The 23,473-nt window shown below is 68.9% G+C and carries 24 protein-coding genes and 3 tRNA genes; 14 read left to right on the top strand and 13 right to left on the bottom strand.

Going from position 1 to position 23,473, the window contains the following annotated elements; genetic code table 11:
* The first annotated feature begins 77 nt into the window (after positions 1–77).
* The 3 genes from AB0L53_RS22900 to cimA all read left to right on the top strand — a co-directional run bounded on the left by AB0L53_RS22900 (position 78) and on the right by cimA (position 3,198).
* The gene (locus tag AB0L53_RS22900; protein WP_363997021.1) at positions 78–725 is read left to right on the top strand and encodes a TetR/AcrR family transcriptional regulator; all 648 of its coding nucleotides are present in this window, start codon (positions 78–80) and stop codon (positions 723–725) included.
* A 62-nt stretch (positions 726–787) separates the two neighbouring features.
* A complete protein-coding gene (locus AB0L53_RS22895; protein ID WP_363997018.1) occupies positions 788–1,438 on the top strand; it encodes a thioredoxin domain-containing protein in 651 nt (216 codons plus the stop codon).
* 179 nt (positions 1,439–1,617) lie between these two features.
* The gene (cimA, locus tag AB0L53_RS22890) at positions 1,618–3,198 is read left to right on the top strand and encodes a citramalate synthase (RefSeq protein WP_363997015.1); all 1,581 of its coding nucleotides are present in this window, start codon (positions 1,618–1,620) and stop codon (positions 3,196–3,198) included.
* A 4-nt stretch (positions 3,199–3,202) separates the two neighbouring features.
* Here cimA and AB0L53_RS22885 read toward each other — a convergent pair whose 3' ends face one another.
* From AB0L53_RS22885 to AB0L53_RS22870, 4 genes are read right to left on the bottom strand one after another with little or no spacing between them, the layout of a single operon-like run.
* Positions 3,203–4,225, bottom strand: coding sequence for an ABC transporter permease (locus AB0L53_RS22885; RefSeq protein ID WP_363997012.1), 1,023 nt, complete (start codon positions 4,223–4,225; stop codon positions 3,203–3,205).
* On the bottom strand, positions 4,218–5,723 hold the full coding sequence (locus AB0L53_RS22880) for a sugar ABC transporter ATP-binding protein (RefSeq protein ID WP_363997009.1): 1,506 nt from the start codon (positions 5,721–5,723) through the stop codon (positions 4,218–4,220). The genes AB0L53_RS22885 and AB0L53_RS22880 overlap by 8 nt, the downstream gene beginning before the upstream one ends.
* The gene (locus tag AB0L53_RS22875; RefSeq protein ID WP_363997006.1) at positions 5,713–6,780 is read right to left on the bottom strand and encodes a sugar ABC transporter substrate-binding protein; all 1,068 of its coding nucleotides are present in this window, start codon (positions 6,778–6,780) and stop codon (positions 5,713–5,715) included. Before AB0L53_RS22875 ends, AB0L53_RS22880 begins: the two co-directional genes overlap by 11 nt.
* 42 nt (positions 6,781–6,822) lie before the next feature.
* Positions 6,823–8,130 carry an enolase C-terminal domain-like protein gene (locus AB0L53_RS22870; protein ID WP_363997003.1) on the bottom strand — a complete coding sequence of 436 codons (1,308 nt, stop codon included), beginning with the start codon at positions 8,128–8,130 and terminating at the stop codon, positions 6,823–6,825.
* A 235-nt stretch (positions 8,131–8,365) separates the two neighbouring features.
* Between AB0L53_RS22870 and AB0L53_RS22865 the strand changes: the two genes are divergently transcribed.
* Positions 8,366–9,082 carry a FadR/GntR family transcriptional regulator gene (locus AB0L53_RS22865; protein ID WP_363997000.1) on the top strand — a complete coding sequence of 239 codons (717 nt, stop codon included), beginning with the start codon at positions 8,366–8,368 and terminating at the stop codon, positions 9,080–9,082.
* A gap of 353 nt (positions 9,083–9,435) precedes the next feature.
* Here the strand turns inward: AB0L53_RS22865 and AB0L53_RS22860 are convergent, their stop codons facing one another.
* Complete coding sequence (locus AB0L53_RS22860; protein WP_363996997.1) at positions 9,436–9,906, bottom strand: MarR family winged helix-turn-helix transcriptional regulator; 471 nt, start codon at positions 9,904–9,906, stop codon at positions 9,436–9,438.
* A 115-nt stretch (positions 9,907–10,021) separates the two neighbouring features.
* Here AB0L53_RS22860 and AB0L53_RS22855 point away from each other — a divergent pair, with 115 nt between their 5' ends.
* Genes AB0L53_RS22855 through AB0L53_RS22845 form a run of 3 tightly spaced genes read left to right on the top strand, consistent with a single transcriptional unit; the run spans position 10,022 to position 12,265 of the window.
* Positions 10,022–10,681, top strand: coding sequence for an NAD(P)-binding domain-containing protein (locus tag AB0L53_RS22855; RefSeq protein WP_363997063.1), 660 nt, complete (start codon positions 10,022–10,024; stop codon positions 10,679–10,681).
* Positions 10,682–10,733: 52 nt separating this feature from the next.
* Entirely contained in the window at positions 10,734–11,675 is a 942-nt protein-coding gene (locus tag AB0L53_RS22850; protein ID WP_363996994.1) for an SDR family oxidoreductase, read from the top strand.
* A gap of 56 nt (positions 11,676–11,731) precedes the next feature.
* On the top strand, positions 11,732–12,265 hold the full coding sequence (locus AB0L53_RS22845) for an NAD(P)-binding domain-containing protein (RefSeq protein ID WP_363996991.1): 534 nt from the start codon (positions 11,732–11,734) through the stop codon (positions 12,263–12,265).
* A 251-nt stretch (positions 12,266–12,516) separates the two neighbouring features.
* Here the strand turns inward: AB0L53_RS22845 and AB0L53_RS22840 are convergent, their stop codons facing one another.
* Positions 12,517–14,148: a heparinase II/III family protein gene (locus tag AB0L53_RS22840; RefSeq protein WP_363996988.1), complete on the bottom strand. Its 1,632-nt coding sequence runs from the start codon at positions 14,146–14,148 to the stop codon at positions 12,517–12,519.
* A gap of 139 nt (positions 14,149–14,287) precedes the next feature.
* On the opposite strand from AB0L53_RS22840, the gene AB0L53_RS22835 reads away from it, so the two are divergent.
* Positions 14,288–14,884 (top strand): cyanamide hydratase, encoded by a 597-nt coding sequence (locus AB0L53_RS22835; RefSeq protein ID WP_363996985.1) that lies wholly within the window; start codon positions 14,288–14,290, stop codon positions 14,882–14,884.
* Positions 14,885–14,925: 41 nt separating this feature from the next.
* On the opposite strand, the gene AB0L53_RS22830 is transcribed toward AB0L53_RS22835, so the two are convergent.
* From AB0L53_RS22830 to AB0L53_RS22805, 6 genes are read right to left on the bottom strand one after another with little or no spacing between them, the layout of a single operon-like run.
* Positions 14,926–15,507, bottom strand: coding sequence for an alkaline shock response membrane anchor protein AmaP (locus AB0L53_RS22830; protein ID WP_363996982.1), 582 nt, complete (start codon positions 15,505–15,507; stop codon positions 14,926–14,928).
* The gene (locus AB0L53_RS22825) at positions 15,504–16,172 is read right to left on the bottom strand and encodes a DUF6286 domain-containing protein (protein ID WP_363996979.1); all 669 of its coding nucleotides are present in this window, start codon (positions 16,170–16,172) and stop codon (positions 15,504–15,506) included. The genes AB0L53_RS22830 and AB0L53_RS22825 overlap by 4 nt, the downstream gene beginning before the upstream one ends.
* The gene (locus AB0L53_RS22820) at positions 16,169–16,690 is read right to left on the bottom strand and encodes an Asp23/Gls24 family envelope stress response protein (RefSeq protein WP_363996976.1); all 522 of its coding nucleotides are present in this window, start codon (positions 16,688–16,690) and stop codon (positions 16,169–16,171) included. Before AB0L53_RS22820 ends, AB0L53_RS22825 begins: the two co-directional genes overlap by 4 nt.
* Positions 16,687–16,872, bottom strand: coding sequence for a hypothetical protein (locus tag AB0L53_RS22815; protein ID WP_363996973.1), 186 nt, complete (start codon positions 16,870–16,872; stop codon positions 16,687–16,689). The genes AB0L53_RS22820 and AB0L53_RS22815 overlap by 4 nt, the downstream gene beginning before the upstream one ends.
* The gene (locus AB0L53_RS22810; protein ID WP_363996970.1) at positions 16,869–17,354 is read right to left on the bottom strand and encodes a hypothetical protein; all 486 of its coding nucleotides are present in this window, start codon (positions 17,352–17,354) and stop codon (positions 16,869–16,871) included. Before AB0L53_RS22810 ends, AB0L53_RS22815 begins: the two co-directional genes overlap by 4 nt.
* The gene (locus AB0L53_RS22805; protein WP_363997061.1) at positions 17,351–17,818 is read right to left on the bottom strand and encodes an Asp23/Gls24 family envelope stress response protein; all 468 of its coding nucleotides are present in this window, start codon (positions 17,816–17,818) and stop codon (positions 17,351–17,353) included. Before AB0L53_RS22805 ends, AB0L53_RS22810 begins: the two co-directional genes overlap by 4 nt.
* 198 nt (positions 17,819–18,016) lie before the next feature.
* Here AB0L53_RS22805 and AB0L53_RS22800 point away from each other — a divergent pair, with 198 nt between their 5' ends.
* Both AB0L53_RS22800 and gltX read left to right on the top strand, forming a co-directional pair.
* The gene (locus AB0L53_RS22800) at positions 18,017–18,793 is read left to right on the top strand and encodes a fumarylacetoacetate hydrolase family protein (protein WP_225291995.1); all 777 of its coding nucleotides are present in this window, start codon (positions 18,017–18,019) and stop codon (positions 18,791–18,793) included.
* Positions 18,786–20,159, top strand: a complete 1,374-nt coding sequence (gltX, locus tag AB0L53_RS22795; protein WP_358539558.1) for a glutamate--tRNA ligase — start codon at positions 18,786–18,788, stop codon at positions 20,157–20,159. Before AB0L53_RS22800 ends, gltX begins: the two co-directional genes overlap by 8 nt.
* Positions 20,160–20,243: 84 nt before the next feature.
* Here the strand turns inward: gltX and AB0L53_RS22790 are convergent, their stop codons facing one another.
* A complete protein-coding gene (locus tag AB0L53_RS22790) occupies positions 20,244–22,211 on the bottom strand; it encodes a M3 family metallopeptidase (RefSeq protein ID WP_363996966.1) in 1,968 nt (655 codons plus the stop codon).
* 164 nt (positions 22,212–22,375) lie between these two features.
* Here AB0L53_RS22790 and AB0L53_RS22785 point away from each other — a divergent pair.
* The 4 genes from AB0L53_RS22785 to AB0L53_RS22770 all read left to right on the top strand — a co-directional run bounded on the left by AB0L53_RS22785 (position 22,376) and on the right by AB0L53_RS22770 (position 23,313).
* Positions 22,376–22,447, top strand: a tRNA-Gln gene (locus AB0L53_RS22785).
* Positions 22,448–22,502: 55 nt separating this feature from the next.
* On the top strand, positions 22,503–23,066 hold the full coding sequence (locus tag AB0L53_RS22780; protein ID WP_363996963.1) for a hypothetical protein: 564 nt from the start codon (positions 22,503–22,505) through the stop codon (positions 23,064–23,066).
* Positions 23,067–23,146: 80 nt separating this feature from the next.
* Positions 23,147–23,222, top strand: a tRNA-Glu gene (locus tag AB0L53_RS22775).
* Positions 23,223–23,240: 18 nt separating this feature from the next.
* Positions 23,241–23,313, top strand: a tRNA-Glu gene (locus AB0L53_RS22770).
* The last annotated feature ends 160 nt before the right edge of the window (positions 23,314–23,473 follow it).

Raw genomic sequence — 23,473 nt, 5'->3', positions numbered from 1 at the left:
CGGCGACCTCGGCGAGGGGCCTAGGGGCGACCGGGAAGGCTGCTCCGCGCGGGCGTATCGCCAAACGAGAAGCGATCATGACCGCTGCAATGAGGGTGTTCGTGCGCGACGGTTACTCGGGCGCGAGCATCGAAACCATCGCCGCTGAAGCGGCGGTATCCAAACAGACCATCTACAACCATCTGGGCGACAAGCAGCGCTTGTTCGAGTCCCTGATCGACGAGAACTTCGATCGGGTCAATGCCCAGCAATTCGCCATGATCGAGACTTTTCCCGATCGACCGGCGAACCTCATGGTGGAGCTGACGGCGTTCGCCGGTGCTCTCATGCGTGAATGTCTCATGGACGAGCGGGCGCGCGCCTTGCGCACACTCGTCCAGGCAGAGGGATCTCGGCGTCCCGACATCGCCAGGCAGTGGCGGCAGCGTGGTCAGGGCCAGCTCGCGGGGTCCCTGGCCGCCAGGTTCGCCAGGCTGGCGCTGGCCGGGAAGCTCTCCCTGGCCGACCCCGATCAGGCGGCGCGCGACTTCCTGGCGTTGATCACGTATGACGCCCAGGTCGGCTGGACCATCGGTGACGCGTCGATGCGAGACGACGAGCTCGACGCCTCCATCGCCGCCGGGGTCCGGACGTTCATGCGCGCGTACGGGAACGGCAACGGACACCACAACGGCAACGGCAACGGCAACGGCAACGGACACCACAACGGCTCGGCTGGAGGCTGACAGACGCCCGCCCTTGCTCTTCGGGTAAGGTCTCGGCGATCAATGAGCTAAGGGCGGGCAAAATGAACAAAAGGGTGACGGCTGTCGTGGCCGTGGGCGTGGCGCTCGTCGTGCTGCTGACTGTCGTGGCGTTCTCCGAGCCCGGCACGTCGGCGGCACAGGGAGTGCGGCTCACCCGGCAACCCGACGGTTCCATGGTGCTCGCGGACAGGGGCGGCGACGCCCCTGTGCTCGACCTCTACGAGGACTTCGACTGTCCCGTCTGCAAGGAGCTCCACACCAGGGTCAACGCGACGATCGAGCGGCTGGCCAAGGAGGGCAAGGTCAAGGTCGTCTTCCATCCGGTGACGGTCTTCGAGGACGAGCCCATGCGCTCCAACTCCGTCCGCGCCGCCGCCGCTGCCCGCTGCGTGCCCGAGGACAGCTGGCTGGCGTTCAGGGAGGAGCTGTACGCCATGCAGCCCTCGCCGCACGGACTGGCCTCGGGCTTCGACGTACAAGAGCTGGCCAAGGCGGCCAGGAAGGTCGGCGCGGACGTCGACCAGTGCGTGATCTCGCAGTCGTACGCCGACGCGCACCTGCAGGAGAGCGCGAAGGCGGGGATCGACGGGACGCCGACGCTGCTCCTCGACGGCGAGGTGCTGGGCAACGAGGCGTTCGACCCGGTCACCCTGGAGCGGGCCATCACCGGCGGAACAGGCATCACCGTCTGACACGTCCCAAGGATTGAGATCGATGTGCCGACCAGTGGATAGGTGTGGCAGACTCACAAGCACCATGTTCTACGGTCTGCTCATTATCAGCAGGCGCGCTGGCTGACAAAGGGACACCGCCAGCGCGCAGACCTCTCACGTCCGTGAGGGGTCTTTTTGTTTTCCAGGGAGACGACACCATGGCCGACGACCGCTTTCACGTCTATGACACGACGCTGCGTGATGGCGCCCAGCAGGAGGGCCTCACCCTCACCGTCGCCGACAAACTCGCCGTCGCGCGGCAGCTGGACGGCCTGGGCGTCGGCTTCATCGAAGGGGGCTGGCCCGGCGCCAACCCCAAGGACACGGAGTTCTTCAGGCGCGCTCAAACAGAGCTCGACCTGAAGCACGCGCAGCTCGCCGCGTTCGGTGCGACCCGCCGAGCAGGTGTGAAGGCAGCCGACGACCCGTTGGTGGCCGCCTTGCGCGAATCCGGCGCGCCGGTCGTGACCCTTGTCGCCAAGAGCCACGACCGGCACGTGGAGCTGGCCCTCCGCACGACTCTCCAGGAGAACCTCGCGATGATCCGCGACACGGTCTCCCACCTTCGTGCGGGGGGACAGCGAGTCTTCCTCGACGCCGAGCACTTCTTCGACGGCTACAAGTCCAACCCAGCCTACGCGCTCGAGGTCCTGCGCACGGCGGCCGAGGCGGGAGCCGACGTCATCGCCCTGTGCGACACCAACGGCGGCATGCTCCCCGACGAGCTGGCCGACATCGTCCACGCCGCCGTCCAGACCAGCGCCCGCGTCGGCATCCACTGCCACGACGACACCGGCTGCGCGGTCGCCAACACCCTCGCCGCCGTCAAGGCCGGCGCCACGCACGTGCAGGGCTGCGCCAACGGCTACGGCGAGCGGTCCGGCAACGCCAACCTGTTCACCGTGGTCGCGAACCTCCAGCTCAAGCGGGGCTTCGACCTGGTGCCGCAGGAGTCGCTCGCCGACATGACGCGCATCGCCCACGCGATCACCGAGGTCACCAACGTCACGCCCAACTCCCACGCGCCCTACGTCGGCATGTCGGCGTTCGCGCACAAGGCCGGGCTGCACGCCAGCGCCATCAAGGTCGACCCGAACCTCTACCAGCACATCGACCCCGCCCAGGTCGGCAACGACATGCGCATGCTGGTCTCCGACATGGCCGGCCGCGCCTCGGTCGAGCTCAAGGGCCGCGAGCTGGGCTACGAACTCACCCCCGAGGCCACCAAGGCGCTGGTCGAGCGGGTGAAGGACATGGAGTCCAGGGGCTTCACCTTCGAGGCCGCGGACGCCTCCTTCGAGCTGCTGCTGCGCGACACCGTCCACGGACAGCGCAAGCGCCACTTCGAGGTCGAGTCGTGGCGGGTGATCGTCGAGCGCACCAAGGGCGGCGAGCTGGTCAGCGAGGCCACGGTCAAGGTGCACGCCAAGGGCGAGCGCATCGTCGCCACCGGCGAGGGCAACGGCCCGGTCAACGCGCTCGACCGGGCGGTACGCCTGGCGCTGGAGAAGCTCTACCCCGAGCTGGCCCGGCTGGAGCTCATTGACTTCAAGGTGCGCATACTCGAGGGCACCCACGGCAGCGACGCCATAACCCGCGTGCTCATCACTTCCAGCGACGACACGGCCGAGTGGTCCACGGTCGGCGTCGCCGAGAACATCATCGACGCCTCCTGGCAGGCGCTGGAGCAGGCGGTCACGTACGGCCTGCTCCGCGCCGGCCACGAAGCCGGCTCGTAAGCGTCTACTCCTGGACCTTGCCTCCCGTGAGCCGGGACAAGACCAGGGCGACGATGATGATGACGCCGTTGAGGGCCTGGATCCACTGGGCGGGCACGCCGGCCAGGGTGAGGACGTTCTGGATCATGTAGAGGAGGAGGATGCCGGTGAACGCCCCGAACATCGTGCCTTTGCCGCCGTTGAGGCCGACGCCGCCGATCACGGCCGCGGCGAACACGGTGAAGATGGCGCCATCGCCCTGAGCGGCGGCCACAGAGGCGAGATGGCCCGACATCAGCAGGCCGCCGAGCGCGGCAAGCAGGCTGGCGCCCACCAAGGCGGTCCACAGCACCCGGTCGGTACGGATGCCGGCCGCCTTGGCCGCGTCCACGTTGCCGCCGATGGCGTACAGGGCACGGCCGTACTTGGTGAAGCCGAGCAGCACGATGCCGGCGGCGAACAGCAGCAGGCACAGCCAGATCGAGGCGGGCACGCCCAGCCACATGGCCGAACCGAGGTAGAGCATCGACGACGGCAGGTTGAAGAAGGTCTGGCCGCCGGAGATGCCCGTGAGCAGGCCGCGCAGCACGATCAGCATGCCGAGGGTGACGATGAAGCCGTGGAGCCCGAACCGTACGATCAACAGGGCGTTGACCATACCGATCAGCACCCCGACGGCCAGGGTGATCGGAATCGACCAGGCGCCAGGCACCAGGCCGAGCCCGGCGCCCGAGCCGGCGGCGACGGTCAGCCAGGCGGCCACGCCCGGCGCAAGGCCGAACGTCGACTCCAGCGACAGGTCCATCTTGCCGGCGACCAGCACGATGGTCTGGGCCAGCACCAGGAGCGAGATCTCCGACATGGTCTGCAGGATGTTGATCAGGTTGTCGCCCTGCAGGAAGATCGGGTTGACGATCTGACCGACGACGGCGATCACGATGATCGCCGGGATCAGCGCGAAGTCGCGCAGCCGGGCGAGCCGCACCTGTGGCCGGGCCCGCTCCCGGGCGGCGCTCCCGGTGACGGGCGTGAGGGTTTTCTCAGGCATCGAGCCGGACTCCTTCCATGGCCGCCACCACGTCGTGGTCGTGCCACCCGGCGGCCATCTCCGCGACGATGCGACCCTGGAACATCACCAGCAGCCGGTCGCAGAGCCGCAGGTCGTCGAGTTCGTCGGAGGCGATCAGCACGCCGGTCCCCTCGGCGGCCGTCTCCTCGACCTTGCCCAGCAGGAACTCCTTGGACTTCACGTCCACCCCGGCGGTGGGGGTGATCAGTACGAGCAACCGGGGATCGGAGGCCAGCGCCCTGGCCATGACGACCTTCTGCTGGTTGCCGCCGGACAGGCCCATCACGGGCAGGCCGGGACCGGGCGTCTTGATCGCCAGGTTGGCGATCAGGGTGCCGGCCAGCCGGTCGCGCCGCCTGCCGCTGATCAGGCCGGCCTCGCCGAGCCGTTCGGGGACCGTCATGGTGGCGTTGTTGGCGATCGACATCATCGGGACGAATCCCTGATGGTGCCGGTCGCGGGGGACGAAGCCGACGCCCGCGGCGAGCGCGTCAGGCACGCTGCCGGGACGGGGGACACGCCCGGCGACCTCGATCGTGCCCGCATCGGCCGCGCGCAACCCGGCGATGGTCTCGGCCAGCTCGGTCCGGCCGCTGCCGGCCGCGCCCGCCAGGCCGACGATCTCGCCGGCCTGGATCTGGAAGCCGACCTCTCTGTACGCGTCGCCGTACGACAGGCCGCGCACGCCGAGCACCACACCGGCGCCGGCGGGCACGGCCGTCCGGGAGGATGTGCCGGCCAGGCCGGCTGCCTCTCCCGCCAGCGCCGCCACCAGCTCGGCGTGCGGCAGGCCGGCCACCGCGGTGGTCAGGATGTGCCGGGCGTCGCGGAAGACCGTGACCGTGTCGCAGATCTCGTAGATCTCCTGCAGGTGGTGGCTGATGAACAGGAAGGTCACCCCCTGCTCCTGCAGGGTGCGGATACGGGCGAACAGGCGGGCGATGGCGGCGGCGTCGAGCTGGGCGGTCGGCTCGTCGAGGATGATGAACCGGGCACCGAAGGACAGCGCACGGGCGATCTCCACGAACTGCCGCTGTTCGACGTCCAGTTCGCCGGCGGGCAGCCGTACGTCCACGTCCACCGACCACGTCTCCAGCAGGGCGGCGGCCTTGCGGCGCAGGTCCGGCCAGTTGACGAAGGCGGCGTGGCGGTTGAGGTAGAGGTTCTCGGCCACGGTGAGCTGGGGGATGATCGTGGACTTCTGGTAGACGCAGGCCACCCGCTGCCGCCAGGCGTCACGGTCGGCGAGGCGCGGGGCGGGTTCGCCGTCGAAGCGTACCTCGCCCTCGTCGGGTGCCTGGAGCCCGGTGAGTATCGAAACCAGGGTGGACTTGCCCGCCCCGTTGCGGCCGACCAGAGCGTGGGTCTGGCCGGGCATGATCCGGATTCCGGCGCGGTCCAGCGCGACGGTCTCGCCGTATCTCTTGGTGACGTCCACCGCCTCGGCCAGAGGCGTGGACGCCTGGTCAGCCGCCAAGATTGTTGCCCCAGAGCGAGGATTCGCCCGGCTTGACGCTCGTGACGCCCCCGTAGGTGCCGCCGTCGGCTGTGACCAGCGGCGCGGAGAGCTGGTCCTCTAGCAGGCCCGGGCGCACCTGGATGATGGTGCTGTCGTGATCGGTCGCGCCGGGCTTGAACGCCTTGCCGTCGATGGCGGCCTTGGCGTACTGCAGCGCGTACTTGGCGTACTGGTCGGCCGGCTGGGAGACGGTGGCGTCGATGTTGCCGGCGGCGATCTCCTTCAGCTCCTGGGGGATGCCGTCATTGGAGACGACGAAGACGTGCTTGGGGTTGTCCGGGGGGACCAGCAGGCCACGCTGCTGGAGCACTTGGAGGGTGCCGGACAGGGCGAAGCTCGATTGCAGGTAGACGCCCTTGATGTCCGGATTGGCGGTGAGCCGCGTCTGGAGCTTCTGCGAGGCGATCGCGCCGTCCCAGTTGGCGGCCTCGCCGAACACCGTGATGCCGGGGTAACTCGCCTTCATGCAGTCGTTGAACGCCTCGGTGCGGTCACGGCCGTTGATGGAGGCCAGGTCGCCCTGGAGCATCACGACCTTGCCCTTGCCGCCCAGCTTCTCGCCGAGGAACTTGCACGCCTTCTCGCCGTACGCCCGGTTGTCGGCACGCACCACCATGAAGGCCTGACCCTGCTCGGGACGGGTGTCGACCATGACGACGGGGATCTTCTTGGCGTTGAGCTGCTGGAGGGTGGGGGCCACGGCAGCGGTGTCCTGCGGCGCCAGCACGATGCCCTTGACGCCCTGGCTGATGAGACTCTGCACGTTGGCGGTGAGCTTGGAGATGTCGTTCTGCGAGTTGGAGGTCTTCAGCTCCAGGCCGTTCTCGGCGCCGAACTTGGGGACGTACTTGATGAAGGAGTTCCAGAAGTCGGTGTCGGAGCGGGGGTAGTCCACCCCGACGACCGGCTTGCCGCCTCCTGAGGCGGTCGTGCCGCTGCCTCCGCCACCCCCGCAGGCCGCAGCCAGTCCGGCCGACAGGGCGATGGCCGCCCCCAGGGCGAGTCCTCGTTTCATGGCTGTTCCTTTCCTGCGCTGCTTCCGGGTCGCTGTTCTGGGTCACAGCCGGAGGTCGGCGGTCCACTGGGGACCGTGCGGGTAGGCGTACTCGGCACGGGATTCCGGACGCATCTCGGCGCCCCCGCCCGGCCGCTCAGGGGCGACATATCGGCCTTCCCGGATCACGACCGGGTCGGTGAAGTGCTCGTGCAGATGGTCGATGTACTCGATAACGCGGTCCTCGGCGGTGCCGCTGACGGCCACGTAGTCGAACATCGACAGGTGCTGGACCATCTCGCACAGCCCGACGCCGCCCGCGTGCGGGCACACCGGGACCCCGAACTTGGTGGCCAGCAGCAGGATGGCGATGTTCTCGTTGACCCCGGCGACCCTGGCCGCGTCGAGCTGCAGGATGTCGATTGCGTCTGCCTGCAGGAACTGCTTGAACATCACCCGGTTGTGCGTGTGTTCGCCGGTGGCGACCTTGATGGGCGCCACCCGCTTGCGGATGGCGGCGTGGCCGAGCACGTCGTCGGGCGAGGTGGGCTCCTCGATCCAGTACAGGTCGTACCGGGCCAGCGGGGCCAGCCACTCGATCGCCTGGCCGACGTTCCACGCCTGGTTGGCGTCCACGGCGATGCGCACATCGGGTCCGACCGCCTCTCGGGCCAGCCGTACGCGCCGGACGTCCTCGGCTTGGTCGGCGCCGACCTTCAGCTTGATCTGGCGAAACCCGTCAGCGACCGCTTCCTTGGCCAGCCGGACCAGCTTGTCGTCGGTGTAGCCGAGCCAGCCGGGGGTGGTGGTGTAGGCGGGGTAGCCCTCGGCGAGCAGCCTGGAGTGGCGCTCGGCGCGGCCCGGCTCGGCGCGGCGCAGGATGGCCAGCGCCTCCTCCCGGGTGAGGGCGTCCTCCAGGTAGCGGAAGTCGACGACGTCGACGATCTCCTCCGGCGACAGCTCCGACAGCAGCCGCCACAACGGCTTGCCCGCCCGGCGCGCACGAAGGTCCCACAGCGCGTTGAGCACGGCTCCCGCCGCCATGTGGGTGACGCCCTTCTCCGGGCCGAGCCAGCGCAGCTGGCTGTCGCCGGTGAGCAGGCGGGACATCCCGCCGAGGTCGCCCAGCACCTCGGCTACCGGCCGTCCGGTGACCAGCGGTGCCAGCGACTCCACCGCGGCGACGGCGATCTCGTTGCCGCGCCCGACGGTGAAGGCGAGCCCATGCCCTTCCTGTCCGCCGCCGGTCCGCACGATCACGTAGGCGGCCGAGTAGTCGGGCTCGGGGTTCATGGCGTCGGACCCATCGAGGTGCCTTGAGGTGGGGAACCGGATGTCGTGGGCCTCGACCGCAGTGATCAGCTCGGGCACGATGAGGTACCTCCATGGGATGTTTCCTGGCAAGTTAAAATTTTGACATGGGATGTCTTTGTAATCCCGGCCCTTGCTTTCTGTCTAGGGGTAGCCGAAAAGGATCCCAAGAGTCGTAGACAACCCATGTCTGTTCATCATCAGGTCTGGTTCTCGCTTAGACATGGGATGTCTGTTATGTTTCCCGTGTGGCTCGCGTGCCGATCGAGCCGCTCCACCTCGGGAGGCCGTACCCATGTCCCTGACCGACGAGGCGATCTCCCGCATCCGGGCGCTCATCCAGTCGGGCGAGCTGTCCCCGGGGGCGCGGCTGCCACCGGAGCACCAGCTCGCCGCCCAGCTCGGCGTCTCCCGTAACCCGTTGCGCGAGGCGGTCAAGGCGCTGGTCGTGGCCCGGGTGCTCGACATACGGCGGGGCGACGGCACCTTCGTGACCAGCCTGGAGCCACGGCTGCTGCTGGAAGGGCTGGGGCTGGCTGTCGAACTGCTGCGCGACGACACCCTGCTGGAGATCGTCCAGGTACGGCGGATGCTGGAGCCCGCGGCGACCGGTCTGGCCGCGTCCCTGATCTCCACCGAGCAACTCGAGGAGATCGGCGAGCATCTGAACGCCATGCGCGCCGCCAGTGACGACGTGGAGAAGCTGAATCACCACGACGCCGCCTTCCACCGCGCGGTGGTGCGGGCGACCGGCAACGAGACGCTGTCCACCCTGCTCGACGGCATCTCCGGCCGTACGCTGCGGATGCGGGTGTGGCGCGGCACCGTCGAGGCGGGCAGCTCGCACAAGACCGTCGCCGAGCACGAGGCGATCTACAACGCCCTGGCCGCCGGCGACGCGACTCTCGCCCAGGCCGCGGCGCTGATGCACATCAGCACGACCGAGAGCTGGCTCCGCTCGGTGCTGGGAGACGTCGAGGGCTCCCGTGACCAGGAGGAGTACACATCATGAAGGTCCGCCTGGCATGCGGGAAACCGGGCTGACGGCCGAGTTGCCCGAGAGGCCACTCTCGACGTGATACCTGGTTCTCTGCGACTGCGATCATTCCGCTGAAGGCCATGTAGGCCCTGAAACGGTCCCGAAACTCAAGTTTCCGACCAAGATCATTAGTGCGTGTCAGTTTCCCAAGTCGTCTGCACGTGAGCCGCGCCTTCCAAGGGCATGTCGCTGGTCAAGTCAGGCGTTGAGCGGGTCGTAGCTGTGGGTCGTGCATCGCGAACAGCTAAACCGGCGCCCGCGGGATTCTGTAGGCAGCGGTCTGACACGCAGGCAGTTCGTGAGCGATGAGGTCCGGGCATCGGGTATCAGTGCTTGTGTTCCAGCGCCGCCAGCCGTTCGGCTACTTTGTCGCCAATGGTGACGAGCATCGCCATCTCTGTCGCAGTGAGATGATCAATGAGCACGTCGCGGACGTCGGCCACGTGCTGCGGAGCCGCGATTTTGATCAGGTCGCTGCCCCGGGGAGTGATGGCGACTACCGCCCCCCGTTGGTCGGCGAGGCACCGCTCGCGGGACACCAGGCCGCGATTCTGCATCCGGCCCAGGTGCTGCGACAGGCGGCTCTTCTCCCAGCGCAACAACTGGCCGAGTTCGAACGACCTCAGTCGGCCTTCGGGCGCCTCAGAGAGATGGGCCAGGACCTGGTAGTCAGCGCCGGACAGCCCGCACCGGTTGCGCAGCTGCCGCTCGATGAACTCCGACAGTCCGTCCTGCATCTTCATCAAGCTGCGCCAGGCCTGCTGTTCTCGCTCGTCCAACCACCGCGGCTCGGTCACGCACGTCACTTTACCGTCTGGTTGACATGGTAACCAAGCGCCACGTACATTCTGGTTCACACGTTAACCAAATGGGAGGCGTCGATGACACAGCCGTTGACAACGACGGGTGGGCATGGCGTCCTATCCAGCTCCAGAAAGCAGGTACTCCATGAGCAGCATCAGCATTATTGGCCTGGGGGGTATGGGCCGCGCCATTGGCGCCCGCGCGGTCGAGGGCGGCCACGCCATCGAGGTCGTCGGTCGCGACGCGGCCAAGGCCAAGGACCTGGCCGCCGCGCTCGGCGGCGGCGCCACGGCCGGGACATTCGGCACCGCCCCAGCCGGCGACATCGTCATCCTCGCCGTGCCGAACGCCAGCGCCGTGCCGGTCGTCGCCCAGTACGGGGACGCACTAGCCGGCAAGGTCATCATCGACATCACCAACCCCATGAAAGCCGACGCCACCGGGCTGACCACCCCTGACGGCACTTCCGTCGCGCAGGAGATCGCCAAGGCCGCCCCGGCGAGCGCGCACGTCGTGAAGGCGTTCAACACCGTCTTCGGCCATGTCCTGGCCCCAGGGCGCCCATTGGACGTGCTCTTCGCCGGCGACGACGCGCGGGCCAAGGCAAGCGTATCGGCGTTCATCGAGAGCCTCGGGTTGCGCCCCCTGGATGCCGGAGGCCTGGAGATGGCGCACTGGCTGGAAGGGACGGGCCTGCTGATGATCAACCTGGCCCGCCACGGCGTGGGGGACTTCAACTTCGCCCTCGGCGTCAGCAATCTCAGCTGAGCACACCCGCACCACCGATTCTCGCGCCAGCTCACTCATAAGGAACAGCAGAATGCGCGTTTTCGTCACTGGCGGGACCGGCCATTCCGGTTCGTACATCGTCCCCGAGCTCATCGCCGCCGGGCACGAGGTCACCGGCCTGGCCCGGTCGGACACTGCCGCGGCGGCGTTGTCCGCGCTCGGCGCGAAGGTGCGTCGCGGCGACCTCGAGGATCTCGACGGGCTCAAGGAAGCGGCTGCGGACTCCGACGGCGTCATCCACGTCGCGCACCGGCAAGACCTGCTTTTCTCCGGCGGGATCCACGCCGTGGCCGCCGCCGAGCTCCCGATCATGCTCGCCTACGGCGAGGCACTGGCGGGAACCGGAAAGCCGCTGGTCGCGGCGGGGAGCATCGGCTCGCCCGGGCAGGGATTCCTGGGCCGGACGGCCACCGAGGAGGACCCGGCCCTTCCCAGTGGCGATGAGCACAAGGGCACCCTGCGGGCTCGTAACGTCGTGGAAACCGCCGTAGTCGGCCTCGCCGAGCAGGGCGTGCGGTCTTCGGTCGTGCGGATCGCCAACATCGCGCACAGCACGACCGATCGTGCCGGCTTCCTCCCGACGCTGATCGCGCTCGCGAAGGAGAAGGGCTTCATCGGTTACCCCGGAGACGGCGCGAACCTGTGGAACGCCGTGCACATCCGCGATGTTGCCTCCTTGTTCCGCCTGGCGCTGGAGAAGGGCCCGGCCGGCAAATACTGGCACGCGGTCGACGACGGGGGCATCCCGTTCCGCGAGATCGCCGAGGCCATCGGCAGCCGTCTGGGCCTGCCCGCCGTGAGCGTTCCCGTGGACGAACTGGTGCTGCCGGGATACTTCGGGTTCCTCGCGAACATCGTCACGCAGAGCTACCCGGCGTCCAACCTCGTCACCCGCCGGACCCTCGGCTGGGAACCCGCTCGGCCCCGCCTGCTCGCCGATCTGGACAACGGCCACTACTTTCCCGCCGGCTGATGGCAAGGACCCGAGTCTCAACGAGTCCGGCACATGACAGGAGGGCGGCTCAGAATATGACGACTGTGGGATTCATCGGCAGCGGCGCCATCGGCAGCACCATCGCGCGGCTCGCCGTCGAGGCCGGGCATCAGGTCGTGCTCAGCAACTCGCGCCGTCCCGAAACGCTCGCGGACACGGTCGCAGAACTGGGGCCGCGGGCGTCCGCGGCGACGAGCGGGGAGGCCGCGGCGGCCGGTGACATCGTCGTGGTCACGGTGCCGGTCAAGGCGTTCCCCAACTTGCCCGCCGTGCCACTGGCCGGGAAGACGGTCATCGACACGTGCAACTACGGCCCCGAGCGTGACGGGCACATCCCCGAGCTCGACAGCAAGTCGCTCACCTCAAGCGAGCTGCTGCTGCAGTATCTCCCGGACTCCATGGTTGTGAAAGCGTTCAACAACATCTTCTTCAAGCACCTGTTGTCACTCGCCCGCCCGGCGGCGGGGGCGGCCGACCGCTCGTACCTGCCGATCGCGCGAGTGGGCGCGGGCCGCGGTATGGTCTGGCCGTGTTGTAGCCCGCTCGGCAGGCCGCCGGGCGGGGCATAACACTGAAATCGTCCCAGCAGCTCCTGAGCGGGTCGGCCCCCGCGCGGCCAAGCCCACGCCGTCGGCATCGCGACATCAGAACGCGGTCCTGCGCCGTCAGGTCCCACGGGTGCGTTACGAGCCGACCGATCGCCTGTGGTCGGCTGTCTCACCAGCCCAGGTCATACCGTGATGGCGATCACCACGGCAATCCGGCGATCTTCAATCAACCTGACGTGCGGAAAACGGGGCTAGCCGTTCTAGCCAGCCGGCTAGAGCAGCTTGGCGGGGAAGGTCAGGCCCTGGACCTTGACCTTCCCGCCCGAGCAGGACACCTTCGGCGCGTCGGTGTCGGGCACGATGACCGTCAGCAGCGACTTGGCGGCGGGGGAGACGACGACGTTCGTCGGCACCTTGGACAGGTACGTCGGCGACACCCACCCCAGCTTCCCGCCCCGCTGCACCTGCTGCCCGCCCACCGGCTTGCACCCCGCCAGCTGGACCATCGTGACCCGGTACTTCCCGTCGCCCAGCACGACCCGGCCGCCGCCGTTGGAGATCACCTTGAGCGACGGGGCGAACCGCCACAGGTTCTTGACCTTCTTGCCGCCCGACGCGGTGTCGAGCACCGCCATCACGTCCTGGTCGTGGTTCACCAGCACCGATCGGGTACGGGAGGTGCCATAAGCCTTGTCGGTCAGCCGGAAGGACTGCCGGTCCTTGCCGTACGAGGACTTGATGAGCTTGCTGGCCGTGCGCGGACGGAAGCGCCCGCCCACCACGGACGGCACGTTGTGCGCCTCGGGGGAGAGCGTCCAGTAGCGGTAGGAGCTCTTCTCGTAGGAGTTGAAACCGCCGTCGACCAGGATGTCGCGGCCCTGGGCGTAGTAGGTCACGCTCAGGTGGTCCTCGTGGCCGTGGAACTTCAGGCCGGGGCCGAACCTGATCGAGTAGAAGGCGGATTCGGGCTTGCCCCAGTCGGTCCGGCCGTACACGTAACCGGCCTTGTAGACCTTGACCTTCTCCTTGGGCGTGCCGGTCTCGATCTTGGGCTCGACCTCGGCGCTGCCGTCGCCGATCGGCACCATGAAGCCGTTGGGCTGGGTGGAGTGGGCCACGAACGTCTTGAGCGCGTCGGCCCGCTTGGTGATCTCGCCGGGCACCTTGCGGCCGCAGTCCTTCATGTTGGTCATCGCGACCATGAGCCTGCTGTGCACGTAGACGGCGTAGCGCGGCGCCTGCTCCATGAGCGCGCCCTGGGAGTCGACGTCGAGCTTGACCGTGCCGGTCAGCCGCTTGACGGCCAGGCTCAGCCAGTCCTTGCGGCCGTAGCGGCAGGCGATGCCCATGAGCGCGATGTCCTGGTCGATCCCGTGGTTGTGGCCCTTCTTGTAGAGCCGCGAGTCGGTCAGGAGCTTGCCGTGCTCGGCCAGCGTCTGCTTGAGCCAGGCGTCCTTGACGTGCATGCTCAGGCAGACCAGCGCCTGGGAGCGGAGCGAGACGGGGTGGTCCTTCCAGGCGTACGACGGGGTGCCGCGGGCGCCCCGCCTGTTGCTCGCGGCCCAGTCCTTGGTGATCTCCACGGCCCGGTCGAGGTAACGCTCCTCGCCGCTGTTCTCGTACGCCACGACGAGCGTGCCCATCCAGCGCAGCGACTGGAAGACGAACTCCCAAGAACGGTTGTGGTACGGGCTCATGCTCCAGTTGATCTTCTTGCCGATCTTCACCGGAGGCTGCTCGACCAGGGGCAGCTCACCCCGCATGACCTCGTCAGCCGTGGGCGTACCGGGCAGCCAGTCGCCCTGGCACTGCGAGGTGCGCTTCACCGACGTGTCGGCGTGCGCGGTGCTCACCAGCCCGGTGGAAACGAGCATGAGAGCGAGGGGGATCGCAAGGCGGCGCACGCCGGTTCCTTCCGGGCAAAAAGATGGGGGCGGAACATGCTGACCGAATCACGATCAACTGGTCAAGTTGGGTGCCGGATCGTTAGCGGCTCGATGCGGCTCGGTTTCCGGGCCGGATATTTCACGACATGCTGAGGGCATGAGATACGACGACATCGTGATCCCGGACACCCCCGTCTGCCGGGGCGCCTTGGAGGTGGCGACCAGGTATCACTCGCCCTCGTTGCTCAACCACTCCGTCCGCGCCTACCTGTGGGCGGCGGCGTACGCGGGCTTGCATGAGATCGCCTTTGACCTTGAGCTCCTGTACGTGTCGTCGATGCTGCACGACATCGGGCTGACCGCGGAGTTCGACAGCCACACGGTGCCGTTCGAGGAGACGGGCGGGCATGTGGCCTGGGCGTTCGCGGCGGGGGCCGGGTGGCCGGTCGAGCGCAGGGTCCGGGCCGCCGAGGTGATCATCCGCCACATGTGGGACGAGGTGCCGCTGGCCGAGGATCCCGAGGGACACCTGCTGGAGCTGTCGACCGGCATGGACATCTCGGGCCGGCGTACCGATGAGATCCCGGCGGAGGTGCGGCAGGAGGTGCTCGCCCGCCATCCGCGGCTGGAGATCGCCAAGGAGTTCGCGGCCTGCGTCACCGATCAGGGCACCCGCAAGCCGGCCAGCCTCGCGGGCCAGTTCGTGCGGGCGGGCATCACCGACCGCATCGCCCGCAACCCGCTGGATGGCTAGCGCCGACCAGCGCCGACCAGCGCTTCAGCTGGAGCGACGTCTCAGCGGACGACGCGGTGTGCGGTCGGGGCGGGTTCCAGGGTCACCCGGGCCACCGCCGGTACGCGATCCTGGTCCAGCGCGCTGCGCATGTGCGGGATCGCCACGCCCGACAGGTGGTCCCTGAGCTCGCTCATCGGCGCCTGCTCGTCCGCCACGAGGCGCAGCCGTACCAGCAGCCGGGGGCCGGAGCCCCCGAGGTCGGCCCCGGCGCTCAGCACGGCGGGGCTGGTCTCGACGTCCGCCGCGACCGCGGACGTCATGCCCTTCGCGGTGAGGTCGGTGACACCTCCGGGGCCGGTCTCCAGCCGCAGCGAGTCGCGGCTGTCGCGGCGCCCCTGGACGAACAGCCAGCGCAGGCCGAGCAGCGCCACGATCACGGCCACCAGCGCGATGGCCCACCAGATCCACGGGCTCCAGGCCGCGAAGAACGACCACACGGAGAAGTTCACGATCGGCGTCAGCGCGCGGGCCCGCCCGAACGCCCCCAGGCCGCGGGCCAGCGCGTAGACGCCGATCAAGAGCAGCACGATCCCGGTCAGGGCCAGTCCCCAGCGGTTGCCGCGGCTCGTTCTGCGGTTCACTTGCGCTCCCTCACGTTGACCTTCACGTGGTACGGCTCGATGGGGCTCAGCGCCACGAGCCTGGACAGCACCGCGGTGTGTACGGCCTCGCCGAACCGCTCCCGATCCCACCCGGCGGTGGTCGCGGTGACGGCGGCCGTGTGGCCGCGGACCGAGGCGCGGGCCGCGTGCACGCCCGGAACCCCTTCCGCGGCATGCGCCAGTGCCCTGGCGAAGCTCCTGCGCCGCATGCCGATGATCAGGTCCGCGTCCCCGGTGCGTACCGGCACCAACCGCGGCCTGCCGGGCACCAGTGCGGCCACGATCAGCGCCAGCCCGACCAGCGCGACGATCGCGGCGCCGAACAGGAACAGCCCGTTGTTCCACGGAGTGGACGCCGCCCAGCTCAGCATCCGGTCCAGGCGAACCCACCGCAGCGGCCGCCCGGCGAGCGCCGAGATCGTCTGCGCGGCCACCACCACGCCCAGGATCATGAGCAGCGCGGCCACCACGACGGCGGGTACGGTCCGCCGCGGCCTGAAGGCCCGCATCGCCGCCCGATCCGCCGCCCGCCCGGCGCTGCCGCCCCCCGAGGGCCCGATCGCACCCCCCAGCGGCGCCTCCATCGCCTGGTCGCCCAGGGTCGTCGTCACCGGTTCATCCGCCCCGTGGGCTCCGGTGCTCATGGCGAAACCTCCGGCGGTGTCCGCGGCGGCGGCTTGGGTGGTGCCTGTCGTGCGGTCCCCCGCGAGGTCTCCTGCGGTGCCTCCGGCAAGGACTCCCGCGAAAAAGACTCCCGAGAGGACCCCCACGTCGGCGCGGGCGGGGCCGTGAGTTCGGCCATCGTGATGTCCACGTGGGACACCTGGAGTCCCGTCAGCGCGGCGATCCTGCTCGCCACGTGGCTCCTGATCGCGGCCGCCACCCCGCGCAGCGGCATCGGATAGGCCACGGACACGGTCAGCCCGATCTCCACGGTGTCACCCCGCACCGTGGCGCTCGCCGGGCGTGTCCCGCGTAGCCCGCCGCGTTCGATCACCTCGCGCACCCCAGCCACCTCACCGGCGGCATGGCGGGCGATCTTGGCCGCCACGCGGTCCGTGACCTCCGTACGGCCACGCCCCTCGGGCGGTACCGCCGGAGTAGGACGCTGCCCCGGCACCAGCACGGCGGACGCCTGGGACGCGGGCGTGTCCGTGGTCATTTCCGTCTCACGGAGAGGTTCGACAGGTTCACCTCGCCGCCCTCCATGATGCGGCCCACCAGAAGACCGATCGCGCCCAGGACGAGCACAAGGAGGAAGGCGCCGAGCCCGCCGATGGCGCCGACGATGCCCAGCACCATGCCCACGGCCATGCCGATCACGGGCAACCATGAGATGTTCATCTTGAGGTCTCCTTCACCGCGTCTTCGGGCGTCTGCTCTTCTGGCACCGTCTCTTCGGGCGCCACGTCGTCGATCCGGATGTTCACCGGACGGTCGCCGGCCAGGTCGGCCACCGCCCGCCGTACCTCTTCCGCCGTCTCGGGCAGTGGGCGGCCGAGGCGCGCCACGATGGCGATGGTCACCTCGCGCTCGTCCACGGAGACGCCCGTGAGGCGCTCGCCGGGCAGGTAGGTCGCCACCGTCCCGAAGAGGCCGCCCGACAGCCCGGCCACCCCGGCGCAGGCGCGAACCCGCTCGGCGACCAGCTGGGCCTCGCTCGCCGGGGCGTCCGTCCCTCCGGCTCCGGCGATCTGAGCACCGGGCGCCTGGGCGCCACTTGTAGCGGCGCCACTCGCCTGAGCCGCACTCGCCGGGCCGCTTGCCTGGGCAGCACTCGCCGGGGCGCCGCTCGTCTGAGCGCCGCTCGTCTGGGCCTCGGTCATTGGACCCTGGGCCCCTGTTCCGCCTTGCCGCGGGACCGCTCTCCCTCGGCGGTGCCCATACCGCTCTCCTCCCCGGCGGGTGTGTCCCGCATGGGCAGGTGTACGTCGTCGACCCCGATGTTCACCTCGGTGACCTCGAGCCCGCACATGCGCTCGATCGCGTTGATGACGTTCCTGCGCACGGCCCCGGCCAACTCCGGGATCGCGATGCCGTATTCGGCGACCAGGTCGAGGTCCACGGCCGCCTGCCGCTGGCCCACCTCCACCGAGACTCCCTGGGAGAGGCTCTTGTCGCCGCCGACGATGCCGCGCATGGTGCTGAGTGCTCTGGCGGTGCCGCCGCCCATGTCGTACACGCCGGACACCTCGCGCGCCGCGATGCCGGCGATCTTCGCGACGACCACGTCCTCGATGGTCGTGGTGCCCTTGTCGGTCACCAGCGAGCCGGACGGGCCGCCTTCCATCGTCCTGGCCCGCGGTACGGTGCCCTGTTGATTGACTACCGTGTCAGCCACGATCCGTCACCTCCCGACACTCGATGTGTCACAAAGACCTCGTAACCTCCAGGCAACCGAAAATGCGCGACAAAACGGACTTTAGGTGCGTTTATGACCGATTCATGAGGCGGGCGGAGGGGGTGGCGGCGGCGATAGCCTTGTCAGGTGCGTATAGCGAGGTTCTCCACAGGCGAAGGCGTGTCGTTCGGCGTGGTCGAGGGTGGCCCCGGTGAGGAGTTCGTGTCCGCGATCTCCGGGCACCCGTTCGGGGACGTTCAGTTCACCGGCGAACGCCACCCGCTGTCCCAAGTGCGGCTGCTGGCCCCGATGCTGCCCAGCAAGGTGGTGGCCATCGGCAGAAACTACGCCGAGCACGCCCGTGAGCTGGGCAACGAGGTCCCGGACGAGCCGCTCATCTTCATCAAGCCGTCCACCTCCGTGATCGGCCACGGCGAGCCCATCGCCTACCCGACGTCGCTGTCCCACCGCGTCGACTACGAGGGCGAGCTGGCCCTGGTGATCGGCCGGCTCTGCCGCGAGGTGCCGGTCGAGCGCGCCAAGGACGTCATCTTCGGCTACACGTGCGCCAACGACGTCACCGCCCGCGACCTGCAGAAGAAGGACGTCCAGTTCACCAGGGCCAAGGGCTTCGACACCTTCTGCCCGCTCGGGCCGTGGATCCAGACGGACCTCGACCCCTCCGACCTGGCGCTCACGACGACGGTCAACGGTGAGGTGCGCCAGAGCGGCCGTACCAACCAGCTCATCCACGACATTCCCGCGCTGGTCGCCTACGTCAGCGCGGTCATGACGCTGATCCCCGGCGACGTGATCCTGACCGGCACCCCGGCGGGCGTCGGCCCGGTCGAGGTCGGTGACGAGGTCAGCGTCGGCATCGAAGGCATCGGCACTCTGACGAACAAGGTGGTCTCCCGTGACTGATCTACGGGTGCGTTTCGCCCCGTCGCCGACCGGTATGTTCCACGTCGGCGGCGCCCGCACGGCACTGTTCAACTGGGCGCTGGCCGAGCAGTCCGGCGGCCGCTTCGTGCTGCGCGTCGAGGACACCGACGCGACGCGCAACCGGCCCGAGTGGACCGAGGGCATCATCTCGGCGCTCGACTGGATCGGCATCAACGGCACCAACCCGGTGTTCGAGGGCCCCTATTTCCAGTCGGCCTACGAGCCGCAGCACCGCGAGGCCGTGGCCAAACTGCTCGCCGACGGCAAGGCGTACTTCTGCGACTGCACCCGCGAGACGCTCGTCGCCCGCACCGGCTCCGAGCACAAGGGCTATGACGGTTTCTGCCGTGACCGGGGCCTGACCGAGGGCGCCGTCCGCTTCCGCACCTCCGACGAGGGCGTCACGGTCGTCGAGGACGTCATCAGGGGCCGGGTGGAGTTCCCCAATGACGCCCAGGAGGACTTCGTCATCGCCCGCACCGACGGCTCGCCGCTCTACGTGCTGGCCAACGCGGTCGACGACATCACCCAGGGCATCACCCACGTGGTGCGCGGCGAGGAGCACCTGGGCAACGCGGCCAAGCAGCAGCTCCTGTGGCCCGCGCTCGGCGCCAACCCGCCGGTCTGGGCGCACCTGCCGGTGATCGTCAACGAGCAGCGCAAGAAGCTGTCCAAGCGCCGCGACAAGGTGGCACTGGAGGACTACCGCGCCGAGGGCTACCTGGCCGAGGCCATGGTCAACTACCTCATGCTGCTCGGCTGGGGCCCCGGCGACGACCGCGAGATCATGCCGTGGGTGGAGATGATGCCGCTGTTCAAGCTGGAGAGCGTCAACTCCGCCAGCGCCTTCTTCGACGAGAAGAAGCTGCGGGCCTTCAACGGCGAGTACATCCGCGCCCTGCCCGTCGAGACGTTCGAGGAGCGCTGCTCGTCCTATCTCGAGGCCGACTGGGACCGGGAGATGTTCAGCAAGGTCGCCGCGCTGGCGCAGACCCGCATCACCGTGCTGTCCGAGATCAGGCAGAACGTCGACTTCCTCTTCCTGGACGAGCCCGTGTTCGACGAGGCCTCCTGGGACAAGGCGATGAAGAACTCCCCGGTGGAGATCCTCGGCGGCTATCTGGAGCGGCTCCAGGGCGTCAACTGGGACCCCGAGTCGCTCAAGGAGGCGCTGGAGCAGGTCGGTGCCGCCCACGGCCTCAAGCTGGGCAAGGCCCAGGCGCCCGTACGCGTCGCCGTCACGGGCCGGACGGTGGGCCTGCCGCTGTTCGAGTCGATCGAGGTGCTCGGCCGCGAACGCACCGAGGAGCGGATCCGCGCCGCCCTGGCCCGCCTCCAGGGCTGACCGCGACGATCCGGCGGGCACTCAGGGGTACGGCGCCGTCGCACCCCTGAGCCGGACGAGCACGCCGGACAGGCGCGTCGGGCGTCAGAGGAGGCCGCGGCGCTCCAGCAGCGGCTGGATGCTGGGCTCCCGGCCGCGGAAGTTGCGGAAGGCGGTCAGCGGGTCGATGCTGCCGCCCCTGGACAGCAGCTCGCGGCGGAAGTGGTCGCCGTTCGCCCGCTCCAGGCCGCCGTTCTCCTTGAACCACAGGACGCTCTCGGCGTCCAGCACCTCGCTCCAGATATAGGAGTAGTAGCCGGCGCTGTAGCCCCCCGCGAAGATGTGCGCGAAGTAGTTGGTCCGGTAACGCGGCCGGACCGTCGGCAGGGCGATCCCGGCCGCCTCCAGCGCCGCGGACTCGAACGCCTCGGCGTCGGCCACCGCCTCACCCGCGGCCAGCTTGTGCCAGGCCCAGTCGAGGAGGGTCGCGGCCAGATATTCGACCGTCATGAAGCCCTGGTTGAACTTCTCCGCGGCCTTCATCTTCTCCACCAGCTCGGCGGGCATCGGCTCGCCCGTCTCGTGGTGCTTGGCGTAGTTGGCCAGGATCTCCGGCCAGGTCGCCCACATCTCGTTGACCTGGGACGGGTACTCGACGAAGTCGCGCGGCACGCTGGTGCCCGACACGCGGGGGAAGCGCACCTCGGAGAACAACCCGTGCAGCGCGTGCCCGAACTCGTGGAAGGCCGTGCTCACCTCGTCGTAGGTCAGCAGCGTCGGCCCGGCGCCCGGCTTGGTGATGTTGAGGTTGTTCATCACGACCGGCAGCTCACCGAACAGGCCCGACTGGTCGACCAGGTTGTTCATCCATGCGCCGCCCCGCTTGTTGGGCCGGGCGTACGGGTCGAGCAGGAACAGGCCGAGCCGGCCGCCGTCCTCGTTGAACACCTCGTAGACGCGTACGTCCTCGTGGTAGCCCTTCAGGTCGGGCCGCTCGGTGAACGTGACGCCGTAGAGCCGGGTGGCCGCGTAGAACACGCCGTCGCGGTAGACGCGCCACAGCTCGAAGTAGGGCCGCATGGCCCCTGCGTCGAAGTCGTAGCGGGCCTGGCGCACCTTCTCCGAGTAGTAGGACCAGTCCCACGGCTCGACCGCGAACCCGGCCTGCTCGGCGAGCGCCTCCGCCTCTTTCTTCGCATTGCGTACGGCCGGCCCGACGAGCTGCCCCAGCATGGCCTCGACCGCCTCCACGGTCTTGGCCGTCTGGTCGGCGACCGTGTGGGCGGCGTGGTTGGGGAAGCCCAGCAGCGCGGCCCGCTCGGCCCGCAGCGTGGCCATCTTGATCGCCAGCTCGAAGTTGTGCGGCGCCCGCTCCACGCTCAGCGTGTAGAGCCTGCGGCGCACGTCGCGGTCGGTGAGCTGGGCCAGCCCCGGCTGGTTGGTGTAGTTGAGCAGCGGCAGGACGTAGCGCCCGTCCTTCGCCAGCGACTGGATCGTGGCCTCGTCGAAGCCGTCGAGATCCTTGGCGTCGTCGACGACCAGCGCGGACTCGCTCAGTGCCTTCAGCAGGTTCTGGGCGAACTCGGTGGACAGCCGGGACAGCTCCTCGTTGAGCCGCCGCAGCTCGCCCTGCTCGGCCTCCGTCAGGTCGGCACCGGCCCGGACGAAGTCCTCGCGGTATTTCTCCAGCAGCCACGACTCCTCGGGGTCGTCCGTGGTCACCCGCTTGACACGGGCCCAGAGCGCGCGGTTGAGCCGGATCGCGTCGCTGTGCTTGGCCAGCGCGGGCGAGATCTGCTTCTCCAGCTCCAGGACGCCCTCCGTGGAGTTGGAGGAGACGATGCTGAAGAAGGCCGCGGACACGCGCTCCAGGATGCGCCCGGAACGCTCCAGCGCGGCGATCGTGTTGTCGAAGGTGGGCGGCTCGCCGCTGTCCGCGATCGCCTCGACCTCGGCCAGCCCTTCCGCCATCCCGCGCTCGAACGCGGGGAGGTAGTGCTCCTCGCGGATCTCCTCGAAGGGCGGCAGCTGGTAGGGCAGGCTGCTGGGGGCGAAGAAGGGGTTCTCTGCCAACGCTTGGGCTCCTCCACGTGGTGCTTTGTCCCCCTCAGCTTGGCACGCCCGGCCCCCTTCCGCGCCCCGGAGGAAGGCGGTTCGGCAATCGTTTTGGTCTTGGCGCCCAAGCTGGGCTATTCTTTCGGACGTCGCCTTAACGCACCCCACGGGGTTCGGGCCGGTGGGGTATGGTGTAATTGGCAGCACGACTGATTCTGGTTCAGTTAGTCTAGGTTCGAGTCCTGGTACCCCAGCGCTTAACGGATGCCTCATAGAGGCGTCCGTTTTTTGCTTATGGATGAATTTCGGATGCGGCCAGGGTCGTTCCTCGCCTTCCTGGCTCCCCTCCTGATGCCCCTCGTGCTCTTCTTCCCCGTGTGCCTCCTGCTCGGCGCCATCGCGACGGGCAGCACGGCCGCCGGCGTGCTGATCGGCGCCCTCGGCGTCGGCGCGCTCACCGGTGTGCTGGCGATCAAGCACCGCCGGATGGTGGCGGGCACCGTCGTGCGCTTCTCCCCGCAGGGCGTAGAGCTGGCCGACGCCCAGGGCTTCCGCCTCCGGCTGGCATGGGCCCGGATGGAGCGGATCGACGTCGTGGAGAGCCGGATGGCCAGTCCCCGTCCGATCGGCCGTCTCGGCGGCGTCCGGGTGCGGGCCGACGCCCTGCGGTCCGTCGGGCTGATCGGCTGGGGCGAGCGTGACGTGCCACTGCGGATACCCCCGTGGATGCGGGCTCAGCTCGCCGCGGTGCCCGTCGATCCGGAGACCGGCCTCCAGTGGCTCGGCATCCCGCTCGGCGCCGTCGATCCACTCTGGGAACGCGGCCCGATGGGCGACTGGGTCCGCCGCCATAGGCCCGATCTGCTGGCCTGATAGTGGTTTGGTGGTGCTCCGAGGGTGCGGTAGAGTTACCTGCGTTGCCGGGGGAACCTGGCAAAATCGCTTGTGGACAGGGTCCCGTCGTCTAGTGGCCCAGGACGCCGCCCTCTCAAGGCGGTAGCGCCGGTTCGAATCCGGTCGGGACTACCACTGCCACAAGCTCACGAAGGTCCCGTCGTCTAGTGGCCCAGGACGCCGCCCTCTCAAGGCGGTAGCGCCGGTTCGAATCCGGTCGGGACTACATTTTCATTACCGCTCTCGGTCGCATTTCGCGCCGGGGGCTTTTTCTTTTGCCCCGCCCAAGACGTTTGTCCGTCCAAGCCGGTCTCCCGTCCAAGCCGGTTGCCCGCCCAAGACGTCGCCGGAACGGCGATGGCGCCGCTCCAGCAGCTGGAGCGGCG

This window comes from Nonomuraea sp. NPDC052129, assembly GCF_040680095.1.
GTDB lineage: Bacteria > Actinomycetota > Actinomycetes > Streptosporangiales > Streptosporangiaceae > Nonomuraea.
This window is presented reverse-complemented; position numbering and strand designations above follow the sequence as displayed.

Bases quoted from the DNA above. Each gene is read 5' to 3' on its own strand.
- AB0L53_RS22875 (WP_363997006.1), bottom strand. From the start codon at position 6,780: ATGAAACGAGGACTCGCCCTGGGGGCGGCCATCGCCCTGTCGGCCGGA.
- AB0L53_RS22810 (WP_363996970.1), bottom strand. From the start codon at position 17,354: ATGACCGAGGCCCAGACGAGCGGCGCTCAGACGAGCGGCGCCCCGGCG.
- AB0L53_RS22780 (WP_363996963.1), top strand. From the start codon at position 22,503: ATGCGGCCAGGGTCGTTCCTCGCCTTCCTGGCTCCCCTCCTGATGCCC.
- AB0L53_RS22835 (WP_363996985.1), top strand. From the start codon at position 14,288: ATGAGATACGACGACATCGTGATCCCGGACACCCCCGTCTGCCGGGGC.
- AB0L53_RS22850 (WP_363996994.1), top strand. From the start codon at position 10,734: ATGCGCGTTTTCGTCACTGGCGGGACCGGCCATTCCGGTTCGTACATC.
- AB0L53_RS22825 (WP_363996979.1), bottom strand. From the start codon at position 16,172: ATGAGCACCGGAGCCCACGGGGCGGATGAACCGGTGACGACGACCCTG.
- AB0L53_RS22865 (WP_363997000.1), top strand. From the start codon at position 8,366: ATGTCCCTGACCGACGAGGCGATCTCCCGCATCCGGGCGCTCATCCAG.
- AB0L53_RS22885 (WP_363997012.1), bottom strand. From the start codon at position 4,225: ATGCCTGAGAAAACCCTCACGCCCGTCACCGGGAGCGCCGCCCGGGAG.
- AB0L53_RS22845 (WP_363996991.1), top strand. From the start codon at position 11,732: ATGACGACTGTGGGATTCATCGGCAGCGGCGCCATCGGCAGCACCATC.
- AB0L53_RS22900 (WP_363997021.1), top strand. From the start codon at position 78: ATGACCGCTGCAATGAGGGTGTTCGTGCGCGACGGTTACTCGGGCGCG.
- AB0L53_RS22815 (WP_363996973.1), bottom strand. From the start codon at position 16,872: ATGAACATCTCATGGTTGCCCGTGATCGGCATGGCCGTGGGCATGGTG.
- AB0L53_RS22820 (WP_363996976.1), bottom strand. From the start codon at position 16,690: ATGACCACGGACACGCCCGCGTCCCAGGCGTCCGCCGTGCTGGTGCCG.
- cimA (WP_363997015.1), top strand. From the start codon at position 1,618: ATGGCCGACGACCGCTTTCACGTCTATGACACGACGCTGCGTGATGGC.
- AB0L53_RS22855 (WP_363997063.1), top strand. From the start codon at position 10,022: ATGGCGTCCTATCCAGCTCCAGAAAGCAGGTACTCCATGAGCAGCATC.
- AB0L53_RS22805 (WP_363997061.1), bottom strand. From the start codon at position 17,818: ATGGAAGGCGGCCCGTCCGGCTCGCTGGTGACCGACAAGGGCACCACG.
- AB0L53_RS22895 (WP_363997018.1), top strand. From the start codon at position 788: ATGAACAAAAGGGTGACGGCTGTCGTGGCCGTGGGCGTGGCGCTCGTC.